The sequence below is a fragment of the Streptomyces sp. NBC_01003 genome, assembly GCF_045162695.1.
Classification (GTDB): Bacteria; Actinomycetota; Actinomycetes; order Streptomycetales; family Streptomycetaceae; genus Streptomyces.
In genome coordinates, this window is the sequence record NZ_CP108707.1 from 554,519 (window position 1) to 578,044 (window position 23,526).

At 69.5% G+C, this 23,526-nt stretch carries 21 protein-coding genes and 1 pseudogene; 14 read left to right on the top strand and 8 right to left on the bottom strand.

The window, feature by feature from the left end:
• Positions 1-15 precede the first annotated feature (15 nt).
• On the bottom strand, positions 16-1,818 hold the full coding sequence (locus OG698_RS02745; protein WP_406101183.1) for a pectate lyase: 1,803 nt from the start codon (positions 1,816-1,818) through the stop codon (positions 16-18).
• Between the two features lie 418 nt (positions 1,819-2,236).
• On the opposite strand from OG698_RS02745, the gene OG698_RS02750 reads away from it, so the two are divergent.
• The 6 genes from OG698_RS02750 (at position 2,237) to yicI (ending at position 10,311) form a co-directional block, all read left to right on the top strand.
• Positions 2,237-3,283 (top strand): LacI family DNA-binding transcriptional regulator, encoded by a 1,047-nt coding sequence (locus OG698_RS02750; protein ID WP_406101184.1) that lies wholly within the window; start codon positions 2,237-2,239, stop codon positions 3,281-3,283.
• A gap of 150 nt (positions 3,284-3,433) precedes the next feature.
• Complete coding sequence (locus tag OG698_RS02755; protein WP_406101185.1) at positions 3,434-4,669, top strand: ABC transporter substrate-binding protein; 1,236 nt, start codon at positions 3,434-3,436, stop codon at positions 4,667-4,669.
• A 10-nt stretch (positions 4,670-4,679) separates the two neighbouring features.
• Complete coding sequence (locus OG698_RS02760; RefSeq protein ID WP_406101186.1) at positions 4,680-5,645, top strand: carbohydrate ABC transporter permease; 966 nt, start codon at positions 4,680-4,682, stop codon at positions 5,643-5,645.
• Between the two features lie 6 nt (positions 5,646-5,651).
• Entirely contained in the window at positions 5,652-6,479 is an 828-nt protein-coding gene (locus OG698_RS02765; protein ID WP_406101187.1) for a carbohydrate ABC transporter permease, read from the top strand.
• Positions 6,480-6,511: 32 nt separating this feature from the next.
• Positions 6,512-7,978, top strand: coding sequence for a beta-glucosidase (locus OG698_RS02770; RefSeq protein ID WP_406101189.1), 1,467 nt, complete (start codon positions 6,512-6,514; stop codon positions 7,976-7,978).
• Positions 7,975-10,311, top strand: coding sequence for an alpha-xylosidase (gene yicI / locus OG698_RS02775; RefSeq protein ID WP_406101190.1), 2,337 nt, complete (start codon positions 7,975-7,977; stop codon positions 10,309-10,311). The genes OG698_RS02770 and yicI overlap by 4 nt, the downstream gene beginning before the upstream one ends.
• Positions 10,312-10,341: 30 nt before the next feature.
• Here yicI and OG698_RS02780 read toward each other — a convergent pair whose 3' ends face one another.
• A complete protein-coding gene (locus OG698_RS02780) occupies positions 10,342-11,046 on the bottom strand; it encodes a FadR/GntR family transcriptional regulator (protein WP_406101191.1) in 705 nt (234 codons plus the stop codon).
• Positions 11,047-11,260: 214 nt separating this feature from the next.
• On the opposite strand from OG698_RS02780, the gene OG698_RS02785 reads away from it, so the two are divergent.
• Positions 11,261-12,571 (top strand): MFS transporter, encoded by a 1,311-nt coding sequence (locus tag OG698_RS02785; protein WP_406101193.1) that lies wholly within the window; start codon positions 11,261-11,263, stop codon positions 12,569-12,571.
• 24 nt (positions 12,572-12,595) lie between these two features.
• On the opposite strand, the gene OG698_RS02790 is transcribed toward OG698_RS02785, so the two are convergent.
• Complete coding sequence (locus tag OG698_RS02790) at positions 12,596-13,792, bottom strand: Rieske 2Fe-2S domain-containing protein (protein ID WP_406101194.1); 1,197 nt, start codon at positions 13,790-13,792, stop codon at positions 12,596-12,598.
• A gap of 461 nt (positions 13,793-14,253) precedes the next feature.
• Here OG698_RS02790 and OG698_RS02795 point away from each other — a divergent pair, with 461 nt between their 5' ends.
• The 6 genes from OG698_RS02795 (at position 14,254) to OG698_RS02820 (ending at position 18,986) form a co-directional block, all read left to right on the top strand.
• Positions 14,254-15,063, top strand: coding sequence for a ferritin-like protein (locus OG698_RS02795; protein ID WP_406101195.1), 810 nt, complete (start codon positions 14,254-14,256; stop codon positions 15,061-15,063).
• Positions 15,060-15,647, top strand: coding sequence for a hypothetical protein (locus OG698_RS02800; RefSeq protein WP_406101197.1), 588 nt, complete (start codon positions 15,060-15,062; stop codon positions 15,645-15,647). Before OG698_RS02795 ends, OG698_RS02800 begins: the two co-directional genes overlap by 4 nt.
• 209 nt (positions 15,648-15,856) lie before the next feature.
• Positions 15,857-17,059 carry a sensor histidine kinase gene (locus OG698_RS02805; protein ID WP_406101199.1) on the top strand — a complete coding sequence of 401 codons (1,203 nt, stop codon included), beginning with the start codon at positions 15,857-15,859 and terminating at the stop codon, positions 17,057-17,059.
• A complete protein-coding gene (locus tag OG698_RS02810) occupies positions 17,056-17,745 on the top strand; it encodes a response regulator (RefSeq protein ID WP_406101200.1) in 690 nt (229 codons plus the stop codon). The genes OG698_RS02805 and OG698_RS02810 overlap by 4 nt, the downstream gene beginning before the upstream one ends.
• Positions 17,746-17,995: 250 nt before the next feature.
• The gene (locus tag OG698_RS02815; protein WP_383089574.1) at positions 17,996-18,289 is read left to right on the top strand and encodes a zf-HC2 domain-containing protein; all 294 of its coding nucleotides are present in this window, start codon (positions 17,996-17,998) and stop codon (positions 18,287-18,289) included.
• Between the two features lie 247 nt (positions 18,290-18,536).
• Complete coding sequence (locus OG698_RS02820; RefSeq protein WP_406101201.1) at positions 18,537-18,986, top strand: spore-associated protein; 450 nt, start codon at positions 18,537-18,539, stop codon at positions 18,984-18,986.
• Positions 18,987-19,119: 133 nt separating this feature from the next.
• Here the strand turns inward: OG698_RS02820 and OG698_RS02825 are convergent, their stop codons facing one another.
• From OG698_RS02825 to OG698_RS02835, 3 genes are all read right to left on the bottom strand, one after another.
• Complete coding sequence (locus OG698_RS02825) at positions 19,120-20,010, bottom strand: MBL fold metallo-hydrolase (RefSeq protein ID WP_406101202.1); 891 nt, start codon at positions 20,008-20,010, stop codon at positions 19,120-19,122.
• Positions 20,011-20,012: 2 nt separating this feature from the next.
• Positions 20,013-20,186: a hypothetical protein gene (locus OG698_RS02830; protein ID WP_406101203.1), complete on the bottom strand. Its 174-nt coding sequence runs from the start codon at positions 20,184-20,186 to the stop codon at positions 20,013-20,015.
• Positions 20,187-20,262: 76 nt separating this feature from the next.
• Positions 20,263-21,741, bottom strand: a complete 1,479-nt coding sequence (locus tag OG698_RS02835; protein ID WP_406101205.1) for an FGGY-family carbohydrate kinase — start codon at positions 21,739-21,741, stop codon at positions 20,263-20,265.
• A gap of 465 nt (positions 21,742-22,206) precedes the next feature.
• Between OG698_RS02835 and OG698_RS02840 the strand changes: the two are divergent.
• Positions 22,207-22,422 (top strand): annotated as a pseudogene (locus OG698_RS02840) (substrate-binding domain-containing protein); the annotation flags it as partial.
• A gap of 31 nt (positions 22,423-22,453) precedes the next feature.
• Here the strand turns inward: OG698_RS02840 and OG698_RS02845 are convergent.
• Complete coding sequence (locus OG698_RS02845; RefSeq protein ID WP_406101206.1) at positions 22,454-22,843, bottom strand: YybH family protein; 390 nt, start codon at positions 22,841-22,843, stop codon at positions 22,454-22,456.
• 36 nt (positions 22,844-22,879) lie between these two features.
• Positions 22,880-23,524, bottom strand: a complete 645-nt coding sequence (locus OG698_RS02850) for a cyclase family protein (protein WP_406110795.1) — start codon at positions 23,522-23,524, stop codon at positions 22,880-22,882.
• Between the last annotated feature and the right edge of the window lie 2 nt (positions 23,525-23,526).

Below are 23,526 nucleotides of genomic sequence, written 5' to 3' on the forward strand. Positions count from 1 at the left end.
TTGGCGGTGGAGGGCTCAGTCGGCGACGTAGGCGATGAGCTTGGCCATGTTGCCCGTGTAGGCGGACGTCGTGATGCCCTCGGCACTGTCGTGCGGCTGGTACGGCGGCTCCGCGGGCGGTGCGGCCGGGTCGTACGGCGAGGTGTCGTTCAGGTCGCCCACGTGCTTGCTCATGTAGGCCATGCCCTCGTACGGCGTGGCCGGTGCCGGGCCGAGGTACGGGTTGGTGGTGGTGCCGATGGGGGTGATCCAGTGGTCCTTGGTGCCGAGGTCGTCGACGAGGGCGCTCGCCTGGTCGTCGGACACCTCGGGCAGGGCAGGGTCGGCGCCTCGGAACAGGTCGGTGAGGTCGAGGTCGCGCACGCTGAAGTAGCGCGGAAGTTCCCGCAGTCCGCCGGGTGTGAGCGGTGACCGGTCGCGCAGATCGGCGACTTCGGAGCGGCTCAGCGCCATCAGCTCGTCGTACGTGGACTTGAGGCCGGGGAGGTCGACGGAGCGGCCACCGGAGTAGTGGCTGAGTGTGTTGCGGTGGTCGTGGTCGTAGTAGTAGGCGCCGTTGCGGATGTTGGAGCCGAAGCGATGCACGAAGCGCGGCCGGTTGGTGTCCAGCTCCACGAAGGTCGGGTGCGTGGAGTTCTTCAGGAGCGGGTTCTCCTCCTTCTGCTCGCTGGTGAGCGGGCAGGACTCCAGCCAGGCGATGGCCTCGGGCACACGGCGCAGGTAGTCGTGGTCGCCGGTGAGTCTGAAGTAGTGGAACAGCTGCCGGATGTTGGTCTGCGTGGTGTGTGTGGTCAGGGACCGTGGCTCGTACGAGCGGGCGCTGGCCGGAGCGCCGGCGGGCCGGCCGCCCACCGTGTGCGAAAGGTGCTGAAGGCCCCATCCGGCCTGGGGTCCGGGCTGCTGCAGCCGGTGCAGGCAGGCCATGGCGCGCAGCACGGGCCGGGTCAGGTCACGCCGTCCCAGCGCCGAGATGCACATGAGCAGGAACTTGATGTTCTCGCCGAGGACGTCGTCGTTGAAGGTGACGTGGCCCGTGTAGTCGCCGTCCTGCATGCCGTGCTGGACGTCCGAGGGCAGCCAGGAGGGCCGCTCTTCGGGCCACGGCATCTCGCTCACCGCTCCGGAGAACGCGGGGAAGCGCTGCGGCCAGCCGCCGTCGGCCGGGCCTCCGCTCAACTGTCCCCTGAGCATGAAGTCGATGACGCGATTCAGGGACGTCTTGAACTTCGGGTGCCTGCGCTCCACGTAGAGGCGCAGGATCAGTTGCGCCGCCGTGGAGGTGCCGGCGTCGTCGAAGGTGGCGTTGCCGTAGTAGTGCTGGAACTCCTCCAGGCGCCAGCCGTTGGCGCCGATGGTCGCGTACCAGTCGCGCAGGGAACGCTCGCCCGCGAAGTCGTGGATGTAGTTCCAGCCTCCGATCGGGAGCTGGGCCTCGACGAGGGCGAGGCCCGTGCGTTCGGCGGCGCGGTAGATGGTCTCGTCACCAGTGGCGTGGTACGCGTCGAGGAGGCTGTGGCCGACGCTGGGCGTGCCGGGCGGCTGGACCCAGCACATGGTCCGCTTCGCCTCCATCTCCCCCCAGGTGGTGGACAGATCGGGGAGGTAGCTCCAGACGTACGCGCCGCGGTAGGACACGTGCTCGTCCATGAAGGCCGCCGCACGGCGCATCGCTCGCTCGGCCTGAGTGCGGCCGGCGGTGTGTGACCCCGCCGGGTGCGCGGCCGACCGAGGCGCAGCCGACGCGATGCCGGGCTGCAGCCCGACCAGCGCTCCGACGGCGGGCGCTGCGGCGAGTCGGGCGAAGGTGCGTCTGGACATGGGTGTTCTCAACGGTGTCGCCTCCAGGCATGACGGATGCGCGTCGTGGGGCGCGCCGGTAGGCAGGACGGCCCCACAACTCGGGTGTCAGGGAAGGGAAAAATCGTCGGGGCATAGAACTATCACCCGCCGTTCGGGACCCTCAAGAGTTCTCACCAGTGAAAGTTGTTCATGTACTCGATCAACTGGCCGATCAAAGCGGGCAATTAACACGCTTCGCGCGCCAAAGCCTCACATTGATTCATGTATATAAACGCAAACGATCTATCGCAGGGGTATTGTGCTCGCGCCCCAGGGCCTCCTAAAGTCACGCACGCTGTCAGTCGAATCGATTCGACGATCGCAGCGGACAGCGCCGCGGGAGCGGCCGGAACCAGAACGGCCAGGACGACCAGGACCGGACCGCAAAGGAGCGGGAATGGCCACGATCAAAGACGTCGCCGAACGGGCGGGCGTCGCGCCCAGCACCGTCAGCTATGTCCTCAGCGGCTCCCGCAAGATCTCCGAGGACACCCGGCGCGCGGTGCAGGCCGCCATCGCCGAGCTCGGCTACCACCCCCGGGCCAGCGCCCGCACGCTGCGCAGCGCCCGTAGCGACGTTCTCGCCCTGGCCGTCCCCCGCGTGCCTGGCGAATACCGGGCGGTGGACGGCCGGTTCGCCATCGACATCAGCGATGCCGCCCGCAGCCACGGCTACGACCTACTGCTGATGACCGACCTGGACGGGGTCGGCGGGCTGCGCCGGGTGGCCGGCAGCGGACTGGCGGACGCGGCGGTCCTGATGGCGGTGGAGGAGCAGGACCCCCGTATCGGCGCCATGCGCGAACTGGGCTTCCCCACCGCGCTGCTGGGCCGCGGCGACGACGACTCGGCGCTGCCCTGGGTCGACCTCGACTGGGAGGCCGCCGTCGCCCTCGCCTTGCGCGAGACCGCTGCGGCCGGCCACCGGCACATCGCCTTCCTCGCCTCGGCCGGCCACGAGATCGCGGCCCGCCGCGGCTACGCCGTCCACGGCCTCGACGGCGCCCGGCGTGCCGCGAAGGAGACGGGCGCGGACATCCGGGTCCACCCGTCGAGCAGCGACCCCGCCGTGCTGCGGCGCCGAGTGCGCGACGTGCTGGGCGCGCGGCCCGCCCCGACCGCGCTGGTCGTCCAGCACCTTCACCGCCTCCCCCACCTGCTTGCCGAAGTGGCCGCGGCAGGCCTACGGGTCCCCGAGGACCTCGCCGTCGTGCCCGTCGGCACCCTCCCCGACGACCTGGGCGGACGGCTCCTGCCGCGTATCGAACTGCCCGTCGCAGAGATGTCCCTGGCAGTCGTCGAACTCGCGGTCAAGGCGATTGCCGCCGCGCCCCCCGGCCGTGGGACCCAGACCCGTCCGGCCCCCGGCCTCCCCCCTCACCGCCTGATCGCGCCGCGGATGGCGCCCGGGCTCACCATCACGCCGCCGAAGAGACAGGCCTGAGCGTCGTTTCGACGATGCGACGGCCGCGAGCCGCGAACCACGGACAAAGAACCGCTCGCGAGCACCCCAACGCACTGCCGCGCACCATCCCCGAACCGCACGGCAAGACCATCAACTCCCCGAGCCGCAGCCCCGATTGGAGAACCGCTCGTGCACTCCCGCGCAGAGCGCAGACTGCCACCCGCCATAGCCGCAGGCCTGGCGATCGCCACGGCCGCGCTGGGCCTCACCGGGTGCGCCGCCACACCGGCCGCCGACACCGTCACCGTGCTCAACTCGGCCACGGACACCGCCGAGCACACCGCCAACCAGAAGTTCTTCGACCGCTGCGCAAAGCCCCTCGGGCTGAAGGTCGAGCAGATCAGCGTGCCCGCGGACCAGGTCGCGTCGAAGGCGCTCCGGATGGCCTCGTCCAAGTCGCTCACCGACATCCTGGAGCTCGACGGGTCCGAACTGCCGCAGTTCGCCGGGACCGAGGGCCTGCGCCCGCTGAAGGAAGTCGGCGTCGACACCTCCGGGTTCTCCGGCAGCGCCACCTCCCTCGGCTCGTACGACGGCACCCAGTACGGCATCGCGCGCTCCGTCAACTCCCTGGCCCTGATCTACAACACGAGACTTCTCCAGGCGGCCGGGGTCGCGCCACCCACCACCTGGGCCGAGCTGAAGACCGCCGCGAAGAAGATGACTCGCGGCACCACCTACGGAATGGCCTTCAGCGCGAGCCCGAACGCCGACGGGGTGTACCAGTTCCTGCCGTTCTTCTGGTCCGGCGGCGGTGACGAGGCGAAGCTCGACAACGGCAAGGGCGAGGCCGCACTCCAGCTGTGGAAGGACCTGGTCTCGGACGGATCCGCCTCGAAGTCCGTCGTCAACTGGAACCAGCAGGACGTCAACGACCAGTTCGTGGCCGGCCGCGCCGCCATGATGATCAACGGGCCGTGGCAGGTGCCGGTGCTCGACGCCCAGAAGAAGGTGGACTGGGCGGTCGCCCGTATCCCGGTGCCCGAGGCGGGACAGGACGCGATCCCACCGATCGGCGGCACCGTGATGGCGGTGCCGAAGAACGAGGACCGTTCCCGCGAGAAGAACGCGGGGAAGATCCTCAACTGCCTCAACTCCCGGAAGAATCAGCTGGAGTGGGGCGAGTCGGTCAACAACGTCCCCACCCGGGCCGCCGCCGCGCGGGCCTACGCCGAGCAGAACCCCAAGCTCGCCGCCTTCGCCGACCTGGTCACCACCGCCCGCTCCCGGACCGCCGAGGTCGGCACCCGCTGGCCGGTGGTCGGGGACGCGCTCGCGGGCGCCTTCCAGTCGGTGCTGACCGGCAGGACCAGTCCCGAACAGGCCCTGCACCGCGCCCAGCAACAGGCCTCCACGGGGAAGTGAGGAACCGGACATGAGCACCTTCGCCTCCACCGTTCCGGCCACCAAGACCTCCGGCTCCTCGGCCGCCCCCGCAAGAGTCGGCTCCGGTACCCGCCGCCGCGGGCTGATCCGGTGGCTCTTCGTCGCCCCCGCGCTCGCCTACATGGCCCTCTTCTTCGGCTACCCGCTCGTCCGCAACATCGTGATGAGCTTCCAGCACTACACGCCCAAGACGTACTTCACCGGCGAGGCACCGTTCACCGGCCTTGACAACTGGCGGGCCGTCTTCACCGACGAACTGTTCGCCGGCTCCCTGTGGCACACGGCGCTCTTCACGGCCGGATCCCTGCTCGGCCAGTTCACCATCGGACTGGCCCTCGCCGTCTTCTTCTCCCGCCGCTTCCGGCTCTCCGGCTTCGTGCGCGCGATCCTGCTGCTGCCCTGGCTGGTGCCCATGGTCGTGTCCGCCGTCGTCTGGCGGCGCATCCTCGACCAGGACCACGGCATGCTCAACAGCGCCCTGCACGCCGTCGGCCTGACCGAGGGCGGCGTGCCATGGCTGAGCAGCCCCGGCGTGGCGCTGCTGTCTGCGATCATGGTCAACATCTGGATCGGCATCCCGTTCAACATGGTGATCCTCTACGGCGGCCTCCAGGAGATCCCGCGCGAGCTCTACGAGGCGTCGTCACTGGACGGGGCAAGCCCCTGGCGAACCTTCCGCAGCATCACCCTGCCGCTGCTCCGCCCGGTGGTCACCGTCGTCCTGGTTCTGGGCTTCATGTCCACGGTGAAGATCCTCGACCTGATCCTCGCGCTGACCTCGGGCGGGCCTGCGGACTCCACACAGACCCTGGGCACGGTCACGTACCAACTGTCCTTCCTCCAGCTCGACTTCGGCCAGGGCGCCGTCGTGGGCAACGTTCTCATCCTCATCAGCGCGGTCTTCGCCGTGCTGTACCTGCGGGCCAACCGCGCCGACTTCGGAAAGGGGCAGTGACCGACCGTGAACCCGAACTCGAACCGTCGCCGCCTGCGGGCCGCCTGGAACACCACCGCCGCGCTGCTGATCCTGGCCGTCCTGCTCTTCCCGGTCTACTGGATGCTCAACACCGCGCTCCAGCCCGAGTCGAGCGTCGCCGCGACCGAGTGGTTCCCGGCCTCGCCCGGCCTGGAGAACTTCGACACGGCGTTCTCCAGTCAGGGCGCCTCGCTGCTGACCAGCTTCGTCGTCGCCCTCGGCGCCGTCGCCGTATGCCTCTCGCTCGCCGCGCCCGCCGCGTACGGGCTCGCCCAGTTCGGGCTGCGCGGCGGCCAAGGCATCGTGTTCACCACGCTGATCACGCAGATGGTGCCGGGCATCGTCATCGCCAACGCCCTCTACAGCGCGTACGCGGAGCTGGGCCTGGTCAACTCCTACCTGGGGCTGATCCTCGCCGACGCCTCGCTCGGCCTGCCGTTCGCGATCGTGCTGCTGCGGGCCTTCATGGTGTCCATACCGAATGAGGTCGTCGAGGCGGCGATGGTCGACGGCGCCAACCGCTTCACCGCGTTCGTCCGCATCGTGCTGCCGATGAGCCGCAACGCCCTCATCACTGCCGGGCTCTTCACCTTCCTGTTCGCCTGGTCGGACTTCATGTTCGCGCTGACCCTCAACACCACCGACGACGTCAAGCCGATCACGCTGGGCATCTACCAGTTCGTCGGCGCGCATGTCAGCGACTGGGGCGCGGTCATGGCCACCGCGGTGCTGTCCGCGGTGCCCGCGGCGATCCTGCTGGTCGTAGCCCAGAAGTACATCTCCGCCGGGATCACCGGCGGGTCCATCAAGTAATGGCACCCCACAGCGATAAGGGCTTCAGCCGCATGAGTACCCCCGCATTCCCGGAATTCCCCGACGGCTTCTTCTTCGGCGCCGCCACGGCGAGCTACCAGATCGAGGGGGCGTACAGGGAGGGCGGCAGAGGGCCGTCCATCTGGGACACCTTCTGCCGCGAGCCCGGACGCGTGGCCGGCGGCGCCACCGGCGACATCGCCTGCGACCACTACCACCGCTACCGCGAGGACGTGGCTCTGCTGCGCGGCCTCGGCGTCGACAGCTACCGCTTCTCCGTCGCCTGGCCGCGCATCCAGCCCGACGGCACAGGACCGGCCAACGCGGCCGGACTGGACTTCTACGACCGGCTGGCCGACGAGTTGCTGGCCTCCGGGATCTCCCCCGCCACCACCCTCTACCACTGGGACCTCCCCCAGGCGCTGGAAGACCGTGGCGGCTGGCGGGTACGGGAAACAGCGGAGCGCTTCGCGGACTACGCCGGCCTTGTCGTGGAGCGGCTCGGCGACCGGGTGGGCCGCTGGATCACCCTCAACGAGCCGTTCTGCAGCGCCTTCGTCGGCTACGGCGCGGGCGCCCACGCCCCCGGCGCACGGGAGGGCCGTGGCGCGCTGGCCGCCGCCCACCACCTCCTCGTCGGCCACGGCCTCGCCGTCCGCGCCCTGCGCGAGGCCGGCGCCCAGGAGGTCGGAATCACGCTCAACCCGGACCGGCTGCTCGCCGCCACCCCCGGTTCGCCGGCCGACCTGGCCGCCGTGCGCCGGGCCGAGACCCTGCACAACGAGGTGTGGCTGGACCCGCTGTTCGCCGGGCGCCATCCGCAGCACGAAGTCGAGACCTGGGGCGAGCCGGCCATCGCCTCGAGCCGACTCGACAGTTCCTACGGTCTCGACACTTCGTTCCGGCTCGACACTTCGTACCGTCTCGACGGCGACCTCGAACTCATCGCCGCCCCACTCGACTTCGTCGGCATCAACTACTACCGGCCGATCACCATCGCCGACGCCCCGCACCGCGACCCGGACCCTGGGACCCGTACGGCCGTCGACATCCGGGTCACCGAGACCTGGCGCGACGACGTACGGCACACCACCATGGGCTGGCCGGTCGTCCCACACACCTTCACGGACCTGCTGGTCGACCTGACCGAGCGCTACCCCGAGCTGCCCCCGCTGGTCATCACCGAGAACGGCTCGGCCGAGGCCGACACCGTCACGGACGACCGCCGGGTCCACGACACCGACCGGATCGAGTACCTCCGTAGCCACCTGGAAGCCCTCTCCGCCGCCATTCGCGCCGGCGTCGACGTACGCGGCTACTACGTGTGGTCGCTGCTCGACAACTTCGAGTGGGCCCGCGGCTACGGCCAGCGGTTCGGCATCGTCCGGGTCGACTACGACACCCAGGAGCGCATCCCCAAGGACAGCTACCGCTGGTTCCGGGACCTGATCGCCACCCACCGCGCGCGAACCACCACCGCCGACAAGGACCACCGATGAAGTTCACCGACGGCTACTGGCTGATGCGCGAGGGCGTCCGGGCGTCGTACGCCACCGAGGTCGCCGAGGCGCGCGTCGACGAGGGCCGGCTCACGCTGTACGCCCCGGTGCGGCATGTGGAGCAACGGGGCCACACCCTCAACAGCCCGCTCCTGACCGTCGAATGCTGGTCGCCCGCCGAGGGCGTGATCGGCGTCCGCTCCACCCACCACGCGGGCGCGGCCGCACACGGTCCCGACTTCGCCCTGCGCACCGACCCCGACCACACAGCGAAGATCACCCGGGACGGGTCCCTGCTGGAGCTGACCAGCGGGGAGCTGTCCCTGCGGGTGGACACCTCCGCACCCTGGCGCCTGGACTTCACCGCCGAGGGCCGCGTCCTCACCTCCGCCGGGTCCCGCGGCACCGGCTTCGCCCTCACCGGCGACGGCCGCCACCACTCGCTGGCCCAACTGTCCCTGGGTGTCGGCGAATTGGTCTACGGGCTCGGCGAGCGCTTCACCCCGTTCACCAGGAACGGCCAGACCGTGGACATCTGGCAGGCCGACGGCGGCACGGCCAGTGAGCAGGCGTACAAGAACATCCCCTTCCATCTCACCAACCGGGGCTACGGCATCTTCGTCAACCACCCCGGCCACGTCTCGTACGAGATCGGGTCCGAGGCAGTGGGGCAGGTGCAGTTCAGCGTCGAGGACCAGTCGCTGGAGTACTACGTCATCCACGGCCCCACGCCCAAGGACATCCTGGACCGCTACACCGCCCTCACCGGCCGCCCGGCGCTGCCGCCCGCCTGGTCGTTCGGGCTGTGGCTGTCCACCTCCTTCACCACCTCCTACGACGAGGAGACGGTCAACCGGTTCGTCCGCGGCATGTCGGAGCGCGGCATCCCGCTCGGCGTCTTCCATTTCGACTGCTTCTGGATGCGCGAGTACCAGTGGTGCGACTTCACCTGGGACCCCGACGTCTTCCCGGACCCGGAGGGAATGCTGCGCCGCCTCAAGGACGACCAGGGGCTGCGCATCTCGTTGTGGATCAACCCGTACATCGGCCAGAAGTCCCCGCTCTTCACCGAAGCCATGCGCCATGGCTACTTGGTGCGCAGGGCCGACGGCGATGTGTGGCAATGGGACTTGTGGCAGGCGGGCATGGCGCTGGTCGACTTCACCAACCCTGAGGCGCGGGAGTGGTACACGGGCAAGTTGCGCGGTCTTGTCGCGCAGGGCGTGGACTGCTTCAAGACCGACTTCGGCGAGCGCATTCCGACGGACGTGGTGTGGCACGACGGTTCCGACCCGGAGCGCATGCACAACTACTACACCCAGCTCTACAACGAAACCGTCTTCGAAGTGCTGAGCGAGGCGCGGGGCACCGACGAGGCTGTCCTCTTCGCGCGGTCGGCGACCACGGGCGGGCAGCAGTTCCCGGTCCACTGGGGCGGCGACTGCGAGTCCCACTTCGGGGCGATGGCCGAATCGCTGCGCGGCGGGCTTTCGCTCGGCCTGTCCGGCTTCGGCTTCTGGAGCCACGACATCGGCGGCTTCGAGGGCACGCCGACGTCCGAAGTCTTCAAGCGGTGGGTGCAGTTCGGCCTGCTGTCCTCGCACAGCAGGCTGCACGGCAGCAGGTCGTACCGCGTGCCGTGGGACTTCGACGAGGAGGCCGTGACGGTCACCCGCGACTTCACGCGGCTCAAGCACCGCCTCATGCCGTATCTCTTCCGCGCGGCCCAGCAGGCGCGGGAGCGGGGCACGCCGGTGATGCGCGCCATGCTGCTGGAGTTCCCCGAGGACCCGGCGTGCCACGCCCTCGACCGGCAGTACATGCTCGGCGAGGACCTGCTCGTCGCCCCGGTGTTCTCGGCGGACGGGACTGTCGAGTACTACGTGCCTGACGGGACGTGGACCCATCTGCTGTCGGGCGAGCGGGTCCGGGGGCCGGGCTGGCGACGCGAGCGGTACGGGTTCGACAGCCTGCCGTTGCTGGCCCGCCCCGGCTCGGTGATCCCGTTCGGGGAGAGTGACGACAGCGCGGTGTACGACTGGGCGCACGGGGTGACGCTGCGTGTCCACGCCCCGTCGGACGGCACGATGACACTCACTCGGATCCCTGCCGCGGATGGTTCCACGACAGCCACCTTCCGCACGCGGCGGGAGGGCGACGTCATCACGGTCGAGACCGAGGGCGAGGGCGCCCAAGTGCCGTGGCGGGTCCTGCTCGTCGGCAGCGAAGCCGTCGGCGAGCGCTCCGAACAGACCACCCTCGGCACACTGCTCACGGCCGCGCCCGGCGTCACGACGGTCACGGCGCTTCTCATGGAGGCGGACTCGGCGTAGCGACCTGAAGGGGAGCGGCTGGAGGAGCGGTCACTCCCCCTCGGGCCGCCAGTCGAGGAGTTTGACCTTGCCGACGCTGTCGACGTGGGTGTGCATGGCCCGGGCCGCGTCTTCGGACGAGCCGGCCCGCACGGCTTCAGCGACGAGTTGATGCTGTACGAGTGACTGGGCAGGGCGGCCGGGCTGGCGCAGTGACTCGTTGCGGCTCTCCGCGATCGGCTGGGCTATCTCCGCCATGAACTCAGCGAGAAGCGGGCTGTGCGCCGCCGCGGTGACGGCGGCGTGGAAGCGCTGGTCCTCGGTCACGCACAGCTCCCCGCGCCGGACGGCTCCGGCCATGGCCTCGAGTGCGGCGTCGATCTCCTTCAGGTCCTCGTCCGTGCGGCGTTCGGCTGCGAGGGCTGCGAGTTTGGTCTCCAGCGCGTCCCGGGCGTCCAGGACGTCGGGGAGTCGACGGCGTCGTTCCACCATGGCTTGAAGTGGTTCGGTGTCGAGGCGGTCGCGGAGCAGGAACGTGCCACCGCCGTGGCGCACTTCGACGAGGCCCTGCACTTCCAGGGCCACGATGGCCTGCCGCACCGAGGTCCGGCTCACCGCGAGGCGTTCGGCCAGGTCGCGTTCAGGGGGCAGCCGGTCGCCCGCCTGGAGACTTTCCACGTGTACGTATTCGCGGAGCCGCTCGACGACTTGCTCGTACAGACGAGGCCGGGGAACCGGACGCAGTGACTCGGACAACGGATTACCCGTCCCTTCCCCCAACACTCGTACTGCCGCTCACCCTTGACAGCACATCAGACCCTGTCGACACTCTAGCGCAGGCCTAGAGGCCCAGTGGTCCATCCAATTTGACTTCCGAGAGGCACGCCGACACCTGGCCCCGAGCAATTGCCCGCTCCGCTCTGTCGGCATCCCCCCATGTCGTCACCTCCTGAGCCGAATCGAGGTACCCGTGACGATCAATGAGCAGTCCACCGCAAGCACCGGCACCCCCACCCCCACACGGCTGACCGGTCCCCAACGGCACGCGTTCTGGGGCTCGTTCGGCGGTTGGGCCATGGACGGCTTCAGCTGGACCATCCCCGGCCTCGTGCTGGCCCCGGCCCTGACCGCGCTGCTCCCCGCCAGCGGCGTCCCCGTCACACCCGACAACATCGGCTGGCACGGACAGGTCAGCGCCGCCGTGTTCCTGCTCGGCTGGGGATGTGCCTTCATCTGGGGGCCCATCGCCGACCGCTTCGGCCGCAAGCCCGCCATGATGGCCTCCATCCTCATGTACGGGGTCTTCACCGCCCTGGCCGGCACCGCCACCCACCTGTGGGAATGGAATACGTATCGCTTTCTGGCAGCCGTCGGTGTCGGCGGCGAATGGGCCATGGCCGGCACGCTGCTCTCCGAAGTGATCCCCGAGCGGGTGCGCGCGCGATTCGGCGGTCTGATGCACTCCGCCGCCTACTTCGGCGTCCTCGCCATCTCCGTCATCTATCTGCTCGCGGGACCTGAACTCGGCTGGCGGGGCATGTTCTTCGTGGGCGGCCTCCCTGCCCTGGCCGTCTTCCTCATCCGGCGCACCACTCCCGAGCCGGAGCGCTGGCAGGAGGACACGTCCAGCCAGCAGGCGCGGTCCTTCTGGCAGCCCGTCGTCGAGGTTCTCTCGCCGCCCTACCGTGCCCGCACCGTGGGCAATCTGCTGCTCCTGGTGGTGTGTGTCATGGGCCTGTGGGCGGGCTCGACCTACGTGCCCACAGCCATGACCGGTCTGTCGGAGGAGGCCGGTTACAGCCATGCGGCCACCGTGCGCCTGGCCAGCCTCTCGTCCATGACGGTGGCCGCCTTCACGATCCTGGGCTGCTTTGCAGTGCCGCGCATCGCGGCGCGCATGGGGCGGCGCGGCGCACTCGCCTCACTCTTCGCGCTGATGATCGTCGGAATCGTGGGAGCCTACGGTTGGGCCTATCCCCACCACTCGATCGCCCTGCTCTTCACCTTCCTGCCGGTACTCGGCCTGGGCGGGGCCAGTTTCGCGGTCTTCACCATCTGGCTGCCGGAGCAGTACCCGACGCGGATGAGGGCGACCGCTTTCGCCTTCACGACCACCTTCTCCCGCTGGGTCGCCGCGGGCGGCACCTTCCTCATCGGCTACGGCATCCACGCCACCGGCTCGCTCACCCTCCCCCTCACCCTGACCGCGACCGTCTTCGTCATCGGCATGCTCCTGGTACGCCTCGCCCCGGAGACCCGCAGCACGGCGCTTCCTTCCTGACCGCCAACACCCTTCCCGTGCCGGTCAGTTCGTGTGCCCAGGATCCTTCTCGTGGTCGTCGGCATCCGACGAAGCACCCTGCTGCCCGGCCTCGCCGACGGACTCGGCGTCGAGCGGCACGCCGTTCGTCCGCAGCACGTGTCGCACGTCCAGGATCAGTGGGAACACTTCGTGGTTCTGGTCCTCGCCCTGTTCGTCCCAGGCTCGCTGCTCGGCCTCGACCGCCATCCGGTCCTGGGCGAACACCCGTTCAGTGAAGCGGCGGATGAGCGGCCATGCCAGGTGGAGCACCCCGGGCACCGACGGCTTCGCGATCATCAGCAGGCCGTAGGCGTGGTTGACGCGCTGTTCGGCGTCCTCCGGCACGTAGGCCGCCCAGAGGGAGAACGACGGGAGTTCGGCGCCGTCGGGGACGGCTTGCAGGGTTTGGTACGGGTACTGGGTGCGGATGGTGATCTCGTCGGGTGTCTGCTGTCCACCGAGCCCCTCGGCGGACAGCAGTCCGGCGCCGCGGTCCTTCTTGCCCCCGGCGGGGACGAAGAGGTAGCGGGCCTCTACGAACTGCGGGCCGGTCTCGTACCCCAGCAGTTCGGGCTGAATTCTGCCCAGCACGCTGCGGTGCAGGAACTGGTGGTTCATGTCGAGCAAGTTCTCGTGCATGAACGAGTAGTGGCAGCGCACGGTGCGCGAGAAGGTCATGGTCCGGTGCGTGGCCGCGCCGAACGCCGGCAGCACCGGGAACGGCGCCGACTCGGCCTTCTCGGGGTCGCCGGGGAAGACGAACACCAGGCCGAACGCCTCGCGGACCGGATACGACCGCACACCGCGCGGCGGCCGCTCGCACCCCTTGGGCAGGTACGGGATCTGCGAGATGCGGCCGTTTCCGCGGTAGGACCAGGCGTGGTAGCAGCAGCGCAAGGCGTCCCCCTCGACAACTCCGAGGCTCAGCGGCACCTGACGGTGCGCGCACCGGTCCTCCAAGGCGTAGACGCTTCCGCTCCGGCCGCGGTACAGCGCGATCCGCCGGCCGGCGAAGACGGCGGCGAAGGTCCGTTCCCTGCGCACAGCCCGCGACCTGGCCACGGGATACCAGTAGTCCGGGTCGATCCCGATGCGCCGCAGGTCGGCGACGGCCTCTCCGCGTTCGTCCACCGGACGTCGGGGGAAGCCCGCCGGTCCGTCGGCGCTGTACCCGTCCGTTCCGGGAAGGGCCTCGGTCATGTACTGCTCCCTTGCGCTGGAGCCGGCAGGACAGGGAAGCACCAGGCTCCCGGAGGTGTACGCGCGTCGCGCGGCCCGCCTGTCCCAGGCCGAGTCTTAGGGGTCCGGTGGCTGCCGATCAGCGGGCGCGCCGGCGGCGGCATCGGTTCGGTCCGACCCACCGGAGGCCGAGGGCGCTCCGCCTGCGAGCAGCAGGACTCCATTTCTCCACGGTGGTAGCAGGCGGCCCGAACGGCAACTGCGACAGCGTGCGTCGCCGGTCCATCAGGGCGCGGCCGGCCGAACACGACAAGGTGCGTCCACTACTGGACCAAACGCCCCCGCAGGCCGGGAGACGGCCCCCCGTTGCTCCATTTGCCTGTTCGGCTCCCCTGCGCGCGGTACTGGGCTTCGCCGTTCCCCGTCGACGCGTTGACGCCGTGCGATCGTGCAGCGTCAGAGCTATGCGACCAAAGGAACGTATGAACGAGACCGTTTCAATTCCTACCAGAACGGTCGATGCCGGGGATGATCACGTCTTCCCTCCGGCGACCACGACGGTGCACGACCGGGCTGATCTGGACTCGCTCCTGCGATCAGCTCTCGCCCTCGAACACGCCACCATTCCCCCGTACCTCTGCGCGATGTTCTCCCTCAAGGACGGAAAGAACCGCGAAGTCGAACGCATCATCCGCAGCGTCGTCATGCAGGAGATGCTGCACCTGGCACTGATCGGAAACATCATGAACTCGATCGGTACCACCCCCAGGTTCGACGACCCGGACCTGGTTCCCGTCTACCCCGGGCGGCTGCCCGGCGGGGTGATCCCCGACCTGGAGGTCTCGCTCGGCGCCTGCTCGATCGAACGGGTACGCCAGGTCTTCATGGGGATCGAGCTGCCCGAGGACCCGCTCGCCCCGGCCGACCAAAGAGCGCTCAAGGACATCGTTGATTGCAACCCTCAGCTGGACGAACACGGGAACATCCAGAACCTCAACGAAGAGGCCCTCGACGCCCCTCGGAAGTTCTTCGCCCTGGCCGACTACGACGCCACCACCGTCGGCGGGTTCTACCAGCGCATCGCACAGGTGCTGACCGATCTCGACGAGAGTGACGAGAATCTGTTCAGCGGCGATCCACGCAGACAGGTCAGCTGGCCGCACGCCCCCGGACGGCTGTACCGGGTGACCAATCTGCAGACAGCGCTCTGGGCCATCCTCGAGATCATCGACCAGGGCGAGGGCCACGCCCAGGACCCGACCGTGGGTCCGCTACCGGGAAGGGCGTCATGACCAGCACCGAACAGGACGGGGCCGCCGGCGGGCCCGACCGACGTACCGCTCTGCAACTGGCGGCCACTGCCGCTGTGTCGGGGGTGCTCGCCACCGGCGCAGGGGCGCCGGCTTCGGCGTCGGCCGCCACCGAACCGTCGGCCGTCACCGAACCATCGGCGGCCGACGGACCACCACCGGCCGTCCAGGCTGAGTCAGGCACGGATGAGCTGGCGCACTACTACCGGTTCTGGGAAATCGTGCAGGGGCGCCGACTGGTCAAGACACACGGCTACTGGGCGTTCGACGGGCCGCCGATCCCGTTCGATCCGAGCGGTGTGCATCGCCTGGTCGAGAATCCCGACACCCAGCGGCTGGAAGAGGGCTCGGCGGCGCGCAAAGCGTCCGAACGGTGCGACCGCGCCTACACCGAGATGCTCAGGACGCTCAACCGCGTGTTCGACGGCCACCCCGAAGAGCTCCGCCGGGCCCAGAAGCAGATGGAGGTCCTCGGTAAGCAGGCCCGTGCGCTGATGCGGATGCCGAGCGCCCCCGGCGCGAAGACCTTCCTGGCGCCCGCCTTCCAACTGACCGAGGACCGCTGAGGAGGATGTGTCCGCGGTTCTGACCGTGGATGCGTCCGCGGATGCCCTCCGTGGATGCCGTCTGTGGATGCGTCCGCGCATCCCACAGCGGATGCGTCCGCGGTTTCGGCGCCTGCGCTCGCGGTGCCTGGTCCGGTCACCAGCCCTACGTTGGTGACATGGCAGTGATGACCGCTAAACGTCCGGGAGCGCAGGCTCGGGTTCGCGTCATGGACGTCTTGTTGGCGGCCGTGGTCTTTCTGCTGTCGATGGTGGCGGTCTCGATCGTTCATGAGGAGCACCGGCTCGCCATCCGATGGCAGGCCGTGGTGCTCGTCGGGACCAGCTGCTTCGCGCTGGTGTGGCGGCGCCGCCACCCCTTCGGCGTACTCGTCGTGGCCGGCGCCTGCGCAGTGGTGCTTCAGGCGCTCGGATTCCGGGAGGGTCCACTGGGGACGAGCTCGGTCATCCTGTCCGTGTACACGGTCGCCGCGTGCACCGACCGGCGCACCACCTGGACAACAGCGTGCGTGTCGGCGGCCGTGCTGGTGGGAGCGGCCATTGTGACCGACCCACGGACGTGGCTTTCCCCCGACAACGCGGCGATGCTGGCATGGACGGCTCTGCCGGCGGCGGTCGGTGACGGCGTGCGATCGCGCAGGGCCTATGTGGCAGCCGTGGAAGAACGGGCGGAGCACGCGGAACGCACCCGCGAGCAGGAGGCCCGTCAGCGGGTGGCGGCCGAACGTATGCGGATCGCGCGTGAGTTGCACGACGTCGTGGCCCACCACATCGCCCTGATCAACGCCCAGGCGGGCGTCGCCGTCCACCTTGTGGAGCAGCGGCCCGAACACGTACTCACGGCCCTGGAGGGGATCCGCGACGTGAGTCAGTCCGCGCTCGACGAACTGCGGGTGACCGTGAGCCTGCTGCGGCAGCCGGACGAGACAGCCGCGCCCCGTGATCCGACGCCGGGCATGGGTCACGTACCCGACCTTCTGGCGTCCTTCGAACGTGCTGGGCTTGCTGTCAAACAGACGCTGAGCGGCGCCCCCAAACCCCTGCCACCGGCGGCCGACCTGGCGGCGTACCGCATCATTCAGGAGGCCCTGACCAACGTGCGCAAGCACTCGGGTGTGGACCAGGCCCGACTGGACCTGGCCTACCTCCCGAACCTGCTGACGATCACCGTGCAGGACGACGGACCGTCGCAGCCCACTCGTTCCGACCCGGGAACGGGCCACGGGCTGATCGGGATGCGCGAGCGGGCCGGCACAGTCGGAGGCAGGGTGCAAGCGGGACCTCGCGCCGAAGGCGGTTTCACCGTGATTGCCGAGCTGCCGCTGCTGTCCGGCACGGCCGAAGGCGAACCGGCGTCGGCGGGTACCGACGAGACGGCTTCGAGGGGCACCGCCGAGGAGGGACGAGCGTGACGATCCGTGTCCTTCTCGCCGATGACCAGGCTCTGCTGCGGGGCACCTTCAAGATGCTGTTCGATTCCGCGGACGACATGGAGACCGTGGGGGAAGCCGAGAACGGCAAGGAGGCCGTGGACCTCTGCGAAGAGCTCCATCCGGACGTGGTCCTGATGGATATCCGCATGCCCGAGATGGACGGCCTCGACGCCACGCGCCTGATCAGTGAGGCTGAGGACCTCGCCGGGGTGAAAGTCCTGATCCTCACCACCTTCGAGGACGACGAACACGTCGCCGAGGCGCTGCGCGCGGGGGCGAGCGGCTTTCTCGGCAAGGGTGTGCGGCCGGAGGTCCTGCTCGAAGCCGTCCGCACGGTGGCCGCCGGTGAGGCGCTGCTCTCCCCCGTGGCGACCCGCGCACTGATTTCCCGTTTTCTGGCTCAGCCCGAGCTGTTTCCGGCCGTCGTCCAGGAACGCCTGCAGTACCTGACACCGCGGGAGCGCGATGTGATGTGCCTGGTGGCGCTGGGCCTATCGAACGAAGATATTGCCGAACGTTTGTTCGTAAGTCCGCTGACCGCGAAGACGCACGTCAACCGCGCCATGACCAAGCTGGCGGCGCGCGACCGGGCCCAGCTCGTGGTCATGGCCTACCAGTGCGGCCTGGTCAGCCCAGTGGTGGAACCGGCCGGCCCACAGGCCTGAGGGCCGCCCGGAGCAGGCGGGACGGCGTCGGCCGTACGCGCGGGCATCGGATACCACGGATGCAGTAGACGCGATTCGCTTCAGGGGGACGACGCGTGATCGCCCCGCGTCGGCCACATTGAACGTATGAACGGAAGCAGGTCCTCGAGCCCCAGTGCCCCGCGGCACGACCGGCCCTCGGCGCCTGCCCGCCTCATGTGCCGCAGCTGCGCGATTCCGCGCTTGTGCGGTGGCCAGGAGAGGACTCGACATGTTCAGTAACTCGCAGGAATGCCACACCACCCGTGAACGGCTGGCCGGCTACACACTCGACGCACTCGCCGAGGAAGAGGCCCGCGCCGTCACCGCCCACTTGGCGACCTGTTCCGCGTGCCGGGACGAGCACTACTGCCTGGCGGCAGTGGCTGCTCACCTGATTCCTCTCCGGGAGGCGCTGGCCGACGAGTCGCGCCGCAGCATGCCCCGTCGGCGCCGCCCGGAGCGGACCGCGTCGCTGACTCTCGCGCACTGGGCGAACTGCAAGGTGCTGGCGGCGACCGGCTGATACGCGGCGTACGGGAGGGGAGGGCGTAGCCCGTCCCCCGGCAGACGCCCTCCCCTGTACCGCTCCGTCTCCGCATCCAGAAGTCGTGACACCGCCAACAGGTCGTCCACGCAAGGGCGTTGGGCACCTGTCGACAGGCCCGACGATCCGCATCCGACTTCTCTTGCGGAGAGGCACAACCATCCCGATGTGTCGCGAGTCACATGATGTAAGAGCAACAAACTCGCAAAGATCACAAGGGGGAAATATGCGATTCAGCCGACCTGTCCTGACTGGTGCCGCTCTGGCAGCCCTGGCGATCGGGGGCACGACCGCGCTGGCGGGACCCGCCTCCGCCGCGCCCAACACCACACCGCAGAAGGTCTGCGGAAGCAGCTACAAGACCGTCAACTCGGCGCCGGTCGGCTCACTGGGCACGGTCTACCTCACGTACAACGCGTCGAACGGCAAGAACTGCGTCGCGACCATCCGCAACAACCCCGGCACCCGGCTGGACATGTCCGCGTGGATCTACGTCTCCGACACCGACCAGGGTGACCAGGACTACGGGCAGTACACCTCGTACGCGGGACCGATCTACGTCTACGGCAAGGCCCACTGCGTCGACTGGGGCGGCAACATCAACAACGTGTACGTCCAGGTGACCGGGTCCAACTGTGCCGCGCTCAGGGAGCACCGGGTCACCACGACCCGCTGATCGCTCGCCGCGCGACTACGCACAGCTGACCGACGCACCACCGACCGGCCAACGGGGAGCACATCACCCACCTTGGCCGGTCTCCGCGCGAAGTGCCAACAGACTCGGGCCTGTTGCAGCCGATCGCAAGGGCCTACGTCGCCCGGAACCGTCCTTGCTCCACCTCGGCGACCAGCCCTCCGCCCTTCAGCACGTCCAGGTGCTGCACCGCCGTCCTCCGCTCGACCGGCCGCACATGCGGCCCTTCGACGTGGGGCCGGTAGACGAGCCTGTGCTCGACGATCTCCTCGACGGTCCGCGGCTCCGCAAGGAACGTGAGCAGCGCCGCCTCGCGCTTGGCCACCACGCCGGCAAAGGCGTCGAGCCGGCGCCGGAATTCCTCGGCGCCCTCGATGACGCCCTTCTGGTGGGACGTGCCGTACCAGCGGGCGTCGATCTCCCGGCACCGGCGCATCGACGCCTCGAAGTCCACGAGACTGCTGCCGAGGTCCCCGTAGTACGGACCGAACGACGTCAGGTCGATGTCCCCCACGAACAGGAAGCCGTCCGGCTCGATCAGGAAGCCGCTGTGGCCCGCGGTGTGCCCCGGCAGATGCACGACGGTCACGGTGCGGCCGCCGAGGTCGAACACGGTCCCGTCCTCGAACCCCTTCGCGTCCGGTCGCCCCTGCACATGGAACTCGTCCCGCATCATCTTGTCGACGGCGTCGACCTCTTCGGGTGGCAGGCCGATCCCCGCGACCAGAGCTTCGCGGGATCGCAGCGCGTCGAGGTCACCTCCGTGGGTGTGGACGGGCACCTCGTAACTGCCGAGACCGGCGATGTGGTCCTCGTGCGCATGGCTCACGAGCACCAGGTCCGCGGGCGGCCCGCCTTCGACGAGCGACAACGACGGGTCGACGACCAGCGATTCGGCCGTGCCACGCACCAACAGCGTGTTGCCGTACGGATAGGCACCGCGTCGGTCGCCTACGAGCACGCTGACGTCGCCGTACTCTGCCGCTGTGTATCCCGTGGTACGCATTTTCAAGACTCTCTCACTTTCCGGTCCGGCATCCGGTCGAACGCCCACATCGCGTGCGGCACCGGAGCGTTGAGGACGAGCGCGGGAGCGAACCGCGGCCGGGCTCGCCATACGGTGTTGAGGTCGTCGTGGGGATCGTCGCCGGCGAGGACGGTCTGCGGGACGGCGCAGGGCATGCGGATGCTCCGCAGGTGTGTGGGAGGGAAGAGTGTGGGAGGGGGCCGCTGCGCGGGCAGGGGTACTACCTGGTGTTCAGCGGGACTGGAAGTCGGCCAGTGCGTGGACGACGTGGGACGACGCCGGGTAGAGCTCGCGGTACAGCGCGTACAGCTCGTCGTAGCGGGACGTCATCTCCGGGCGCGGGGTGACTAGTTCCTGGACCGGGTTCCATGCGTCGATGCGGGCGTCGGTCACGAGTTGGGCGGCGAGGAGCGCCCCTCCGTAGGAGGCGCCGATCGAGGTCGTGCGCACCTCTTGGGCCCTGCCGGTGACGTCGGAGACGATCTGGGTCCACAGGCGTCCCTGGGTGCCGCCGCCGACAGCGACGACGCGGCGGATGTCACCCCCGGCGGCCTCGATGGCCTCGATGTTGTGCCGCACTCCGTACGCCGTGCCTTCCAGGGCTGCCCGGTACAGGTCTCCGCGGGTGTGGGACAGCGTGAGGCCCGCGATGACCCCGCGCGCCCGTGGGTCGGCGATCGGGGTGCGCTCCCCGGCGAAGTACGGAAGCATCAGCAGGCCGCCCGCGCCCGGGCCCGACTCCTCGGCCAGGCACAGCAGTTGCCGGTAGTCGTCGCTGCCGAACAGTTCGCGCAGCCAACTCGTGACGGCGCCGGACGTTGCCATTCCGCCGGCGAGGTTGCGGGTGTCGGGGAGGGCGCCGACGGTGCTCCACAGCGAGGGGTCGCGCAGCAGCCCCGGCACGGTGTGGACGAGGAACATCGTCGTGCCGTACATGAGCATGAGGTCGCCGATCCCATGCGCGCCGACGCTCAGCGCCTCGGCCCAGGCGTCGATGGTTCCGGTGGTGACCGGGATACCGGTCGACAGGCCGGTGAGGCGCGCGGCCTCGGCGGTCACCGTGCCCGCCGCCTCGCCGGACCAGCGCAGTTCGGGAAGTTCGATGCCGGGGGCGATCAGGTCGCTCCACCGGGTGTACCAGTCGCGGGTCAGGGTGTCGTAGAGCGGGGTGCTCTGGCTGGCCGAGTGGTGGTCGAGGACGTAGGCGCCAGTGAGTCTGCGTACGAGCCAGGAGCTGGGCATGTAGAGCCTGCGGGCGCGGCCGTAGAGCTCCGGTTCCTGTTCGGCGATCCACGCCACCTTGGCCCCCGCCGCCTGGGTCGTGAGCCGCGAGCCACAGCGGTGGGCGATCTCTTCGGCGCCCAGCTCGCTTTCGAGCCGCTCGATCTGGGGGACGGAGCGGGTGTCCACGCCGTAGAGGATCGCGGGGCGTACAGGTGTGTCGTTCTCGTCGGCGAGCAGCACACAGGGGCCCATACCGCTGACCCCGACCGCGATGACCTCCGCGTCGCGGACGGTGGTCAGCTCGCGGGTCAGGGAGACGAATTCATCCCACCAGATGTCCGCGTCCATCTCGACGTGCCCGGGGGCCGGGCGGTCGACGGCGTGTTCACGGACGGCCGTGTGCAGCACGGCTCCGTCGAGCCCGACGAGGACGCCCTTGCTGCTGGACGTTCCGATGTCCACACCGATGACTGCTGACTGAGGCATACGAGCACCGTATTTCTCGGTTCGTTCCGGAGCATTGCGCTGGGTCATTTCAGGCCGGAAGTCTTGATGGACTCGACCATCTGGCGCTGGACGACGAGGAAGAGGGCGAGCATGGGTGTCACCGCCACCACGGCGGCGGCCAGGACGTAGTTCCAGTTCGCGCCGTACTGGGTGCAGCACCGGGAAGATGCCGGCTGCGGACAGGACGACCGCCAGGGGGACGAGCCCGGCCCGGGGGCCGAAGGGCCGTCGCCGCGGACGACCCGCGGCCGGGGTTGTGCCCGTGTCCGCGGCAGGAGCCGCCTTGTTGAGTGAGAGGGCAGGGGGCGACGATCTACGACGTGGCACGCGCGGCCGGGGTCTCCCCGGCAACGGTGTCGCGGGTGTTCAACGGCGGCCGGGACACGGTGGAACGGGCCGCGAACGTACCCAGACCGGCCTGCTCTCTTCGGCGACGTTCCGTGGCCCGAACTGGTCAGCCCGTCACCGACCTCGGTCCAACTACCGTCGTACGAGCTCGGGTTCGCCGCGGCGGGACTTCTTCTGGAGCGCATCGCGGGCACGGACAAGCCACCGCAGACGGTGGTCCTGCGTACGTCCCTCCAGGCCCGGGACTCGACGAGCGGACCGGCGCGGGGGCGACGGTGCCCGAACGACAGCGACGTTGCCCGGGACGCCTGAGGCATGCCGGGCAACGTCGCCGAGCGGCACGTCAGGCCTCGGGGGCCGGTGAGAGGTGCTCGTGGACGGCGAGCCAGCGGCCGGAGTCCTGGCGGGCGAACACGATCGTCTCGCGTTCGTGGAGCGTCTCCTCGCCGGCCGTCGTGGCCACCGTGGTCTCGACCCGGTGGCTGAACACCGCGGTGTCGCCGAAGGGCTGCACCAGCTGATCGGCCGATGTGCAGCGCACGACCCGGAATCCGTCCTCGGCGACCCAGCGGTTCCACAGGGCGCGGTAGTCGGCGGTGGACGCGACGCGTTCGGCGGTGGTGTGGAAGACGAACGTCGCGTCCGGCGTGAACGCGCCGAAGTAGTCGTCGAGGCGGCCTTCGCCGAACGCGGACACCAGGGCGTCGGCGGCCTTCAGGACCTCGTCGGTCATGGGTCGTGCTCCTTCTGGCAGGGGTGCGGGGGCGGTTCAGCCGATGCGGGCGACGGCGCGTACGGGCGCGCCGTCGGCGGCGGGCAGTTTCAGCGGCAGCAGCGAGACCTCGATGGGCTCGCCCGCCGACTGCGCGTCGACCAGTGGGCCGAGTCCGGTCAGGTTCTCGGCGATCACGGCGTGCGCCCCGCACAGGATCTGGTGGGCGGGGAACTCGTCGGCGGGGGTGGGATCCACGCTCAAGGCGTCGATGCCGACCGTACGAACTCCCGCGGCGACCAGGAGTTCGGCCGCCTCCCGGGTCAGGTACGGGTGGGTGAGGTAGTCGTCGGTGCCCCAGTGCGCCGACCAGCCGGTGGCCACGAGGACGATCACCCCGGCCCGGATCCGGCCCTCGAAGAGGTCCGGCCCGAGCGGCGAACGCGGCTGCGCGCCGCGGGCGTCGACGACGACGGCCTCTCCCACGAAGCGGTCCAGTGGGAGCTGGTCGAGGGTGGGCAGCGAGTCGTCGATGTGGAACGGTGCGTCGACATGCGTACCGGACTGGGACCCCATGTCCAGGTGCAGGACGTTCACGCCGTCCGCCGCGACGCTCAGGGCGGGGGTGAGCGTGACGCGCGGGTCGCCGGGGTAGACCGGCATGCCGGTCGCGAGCTCGACGGACAGGTCTACGAGGCGCATGG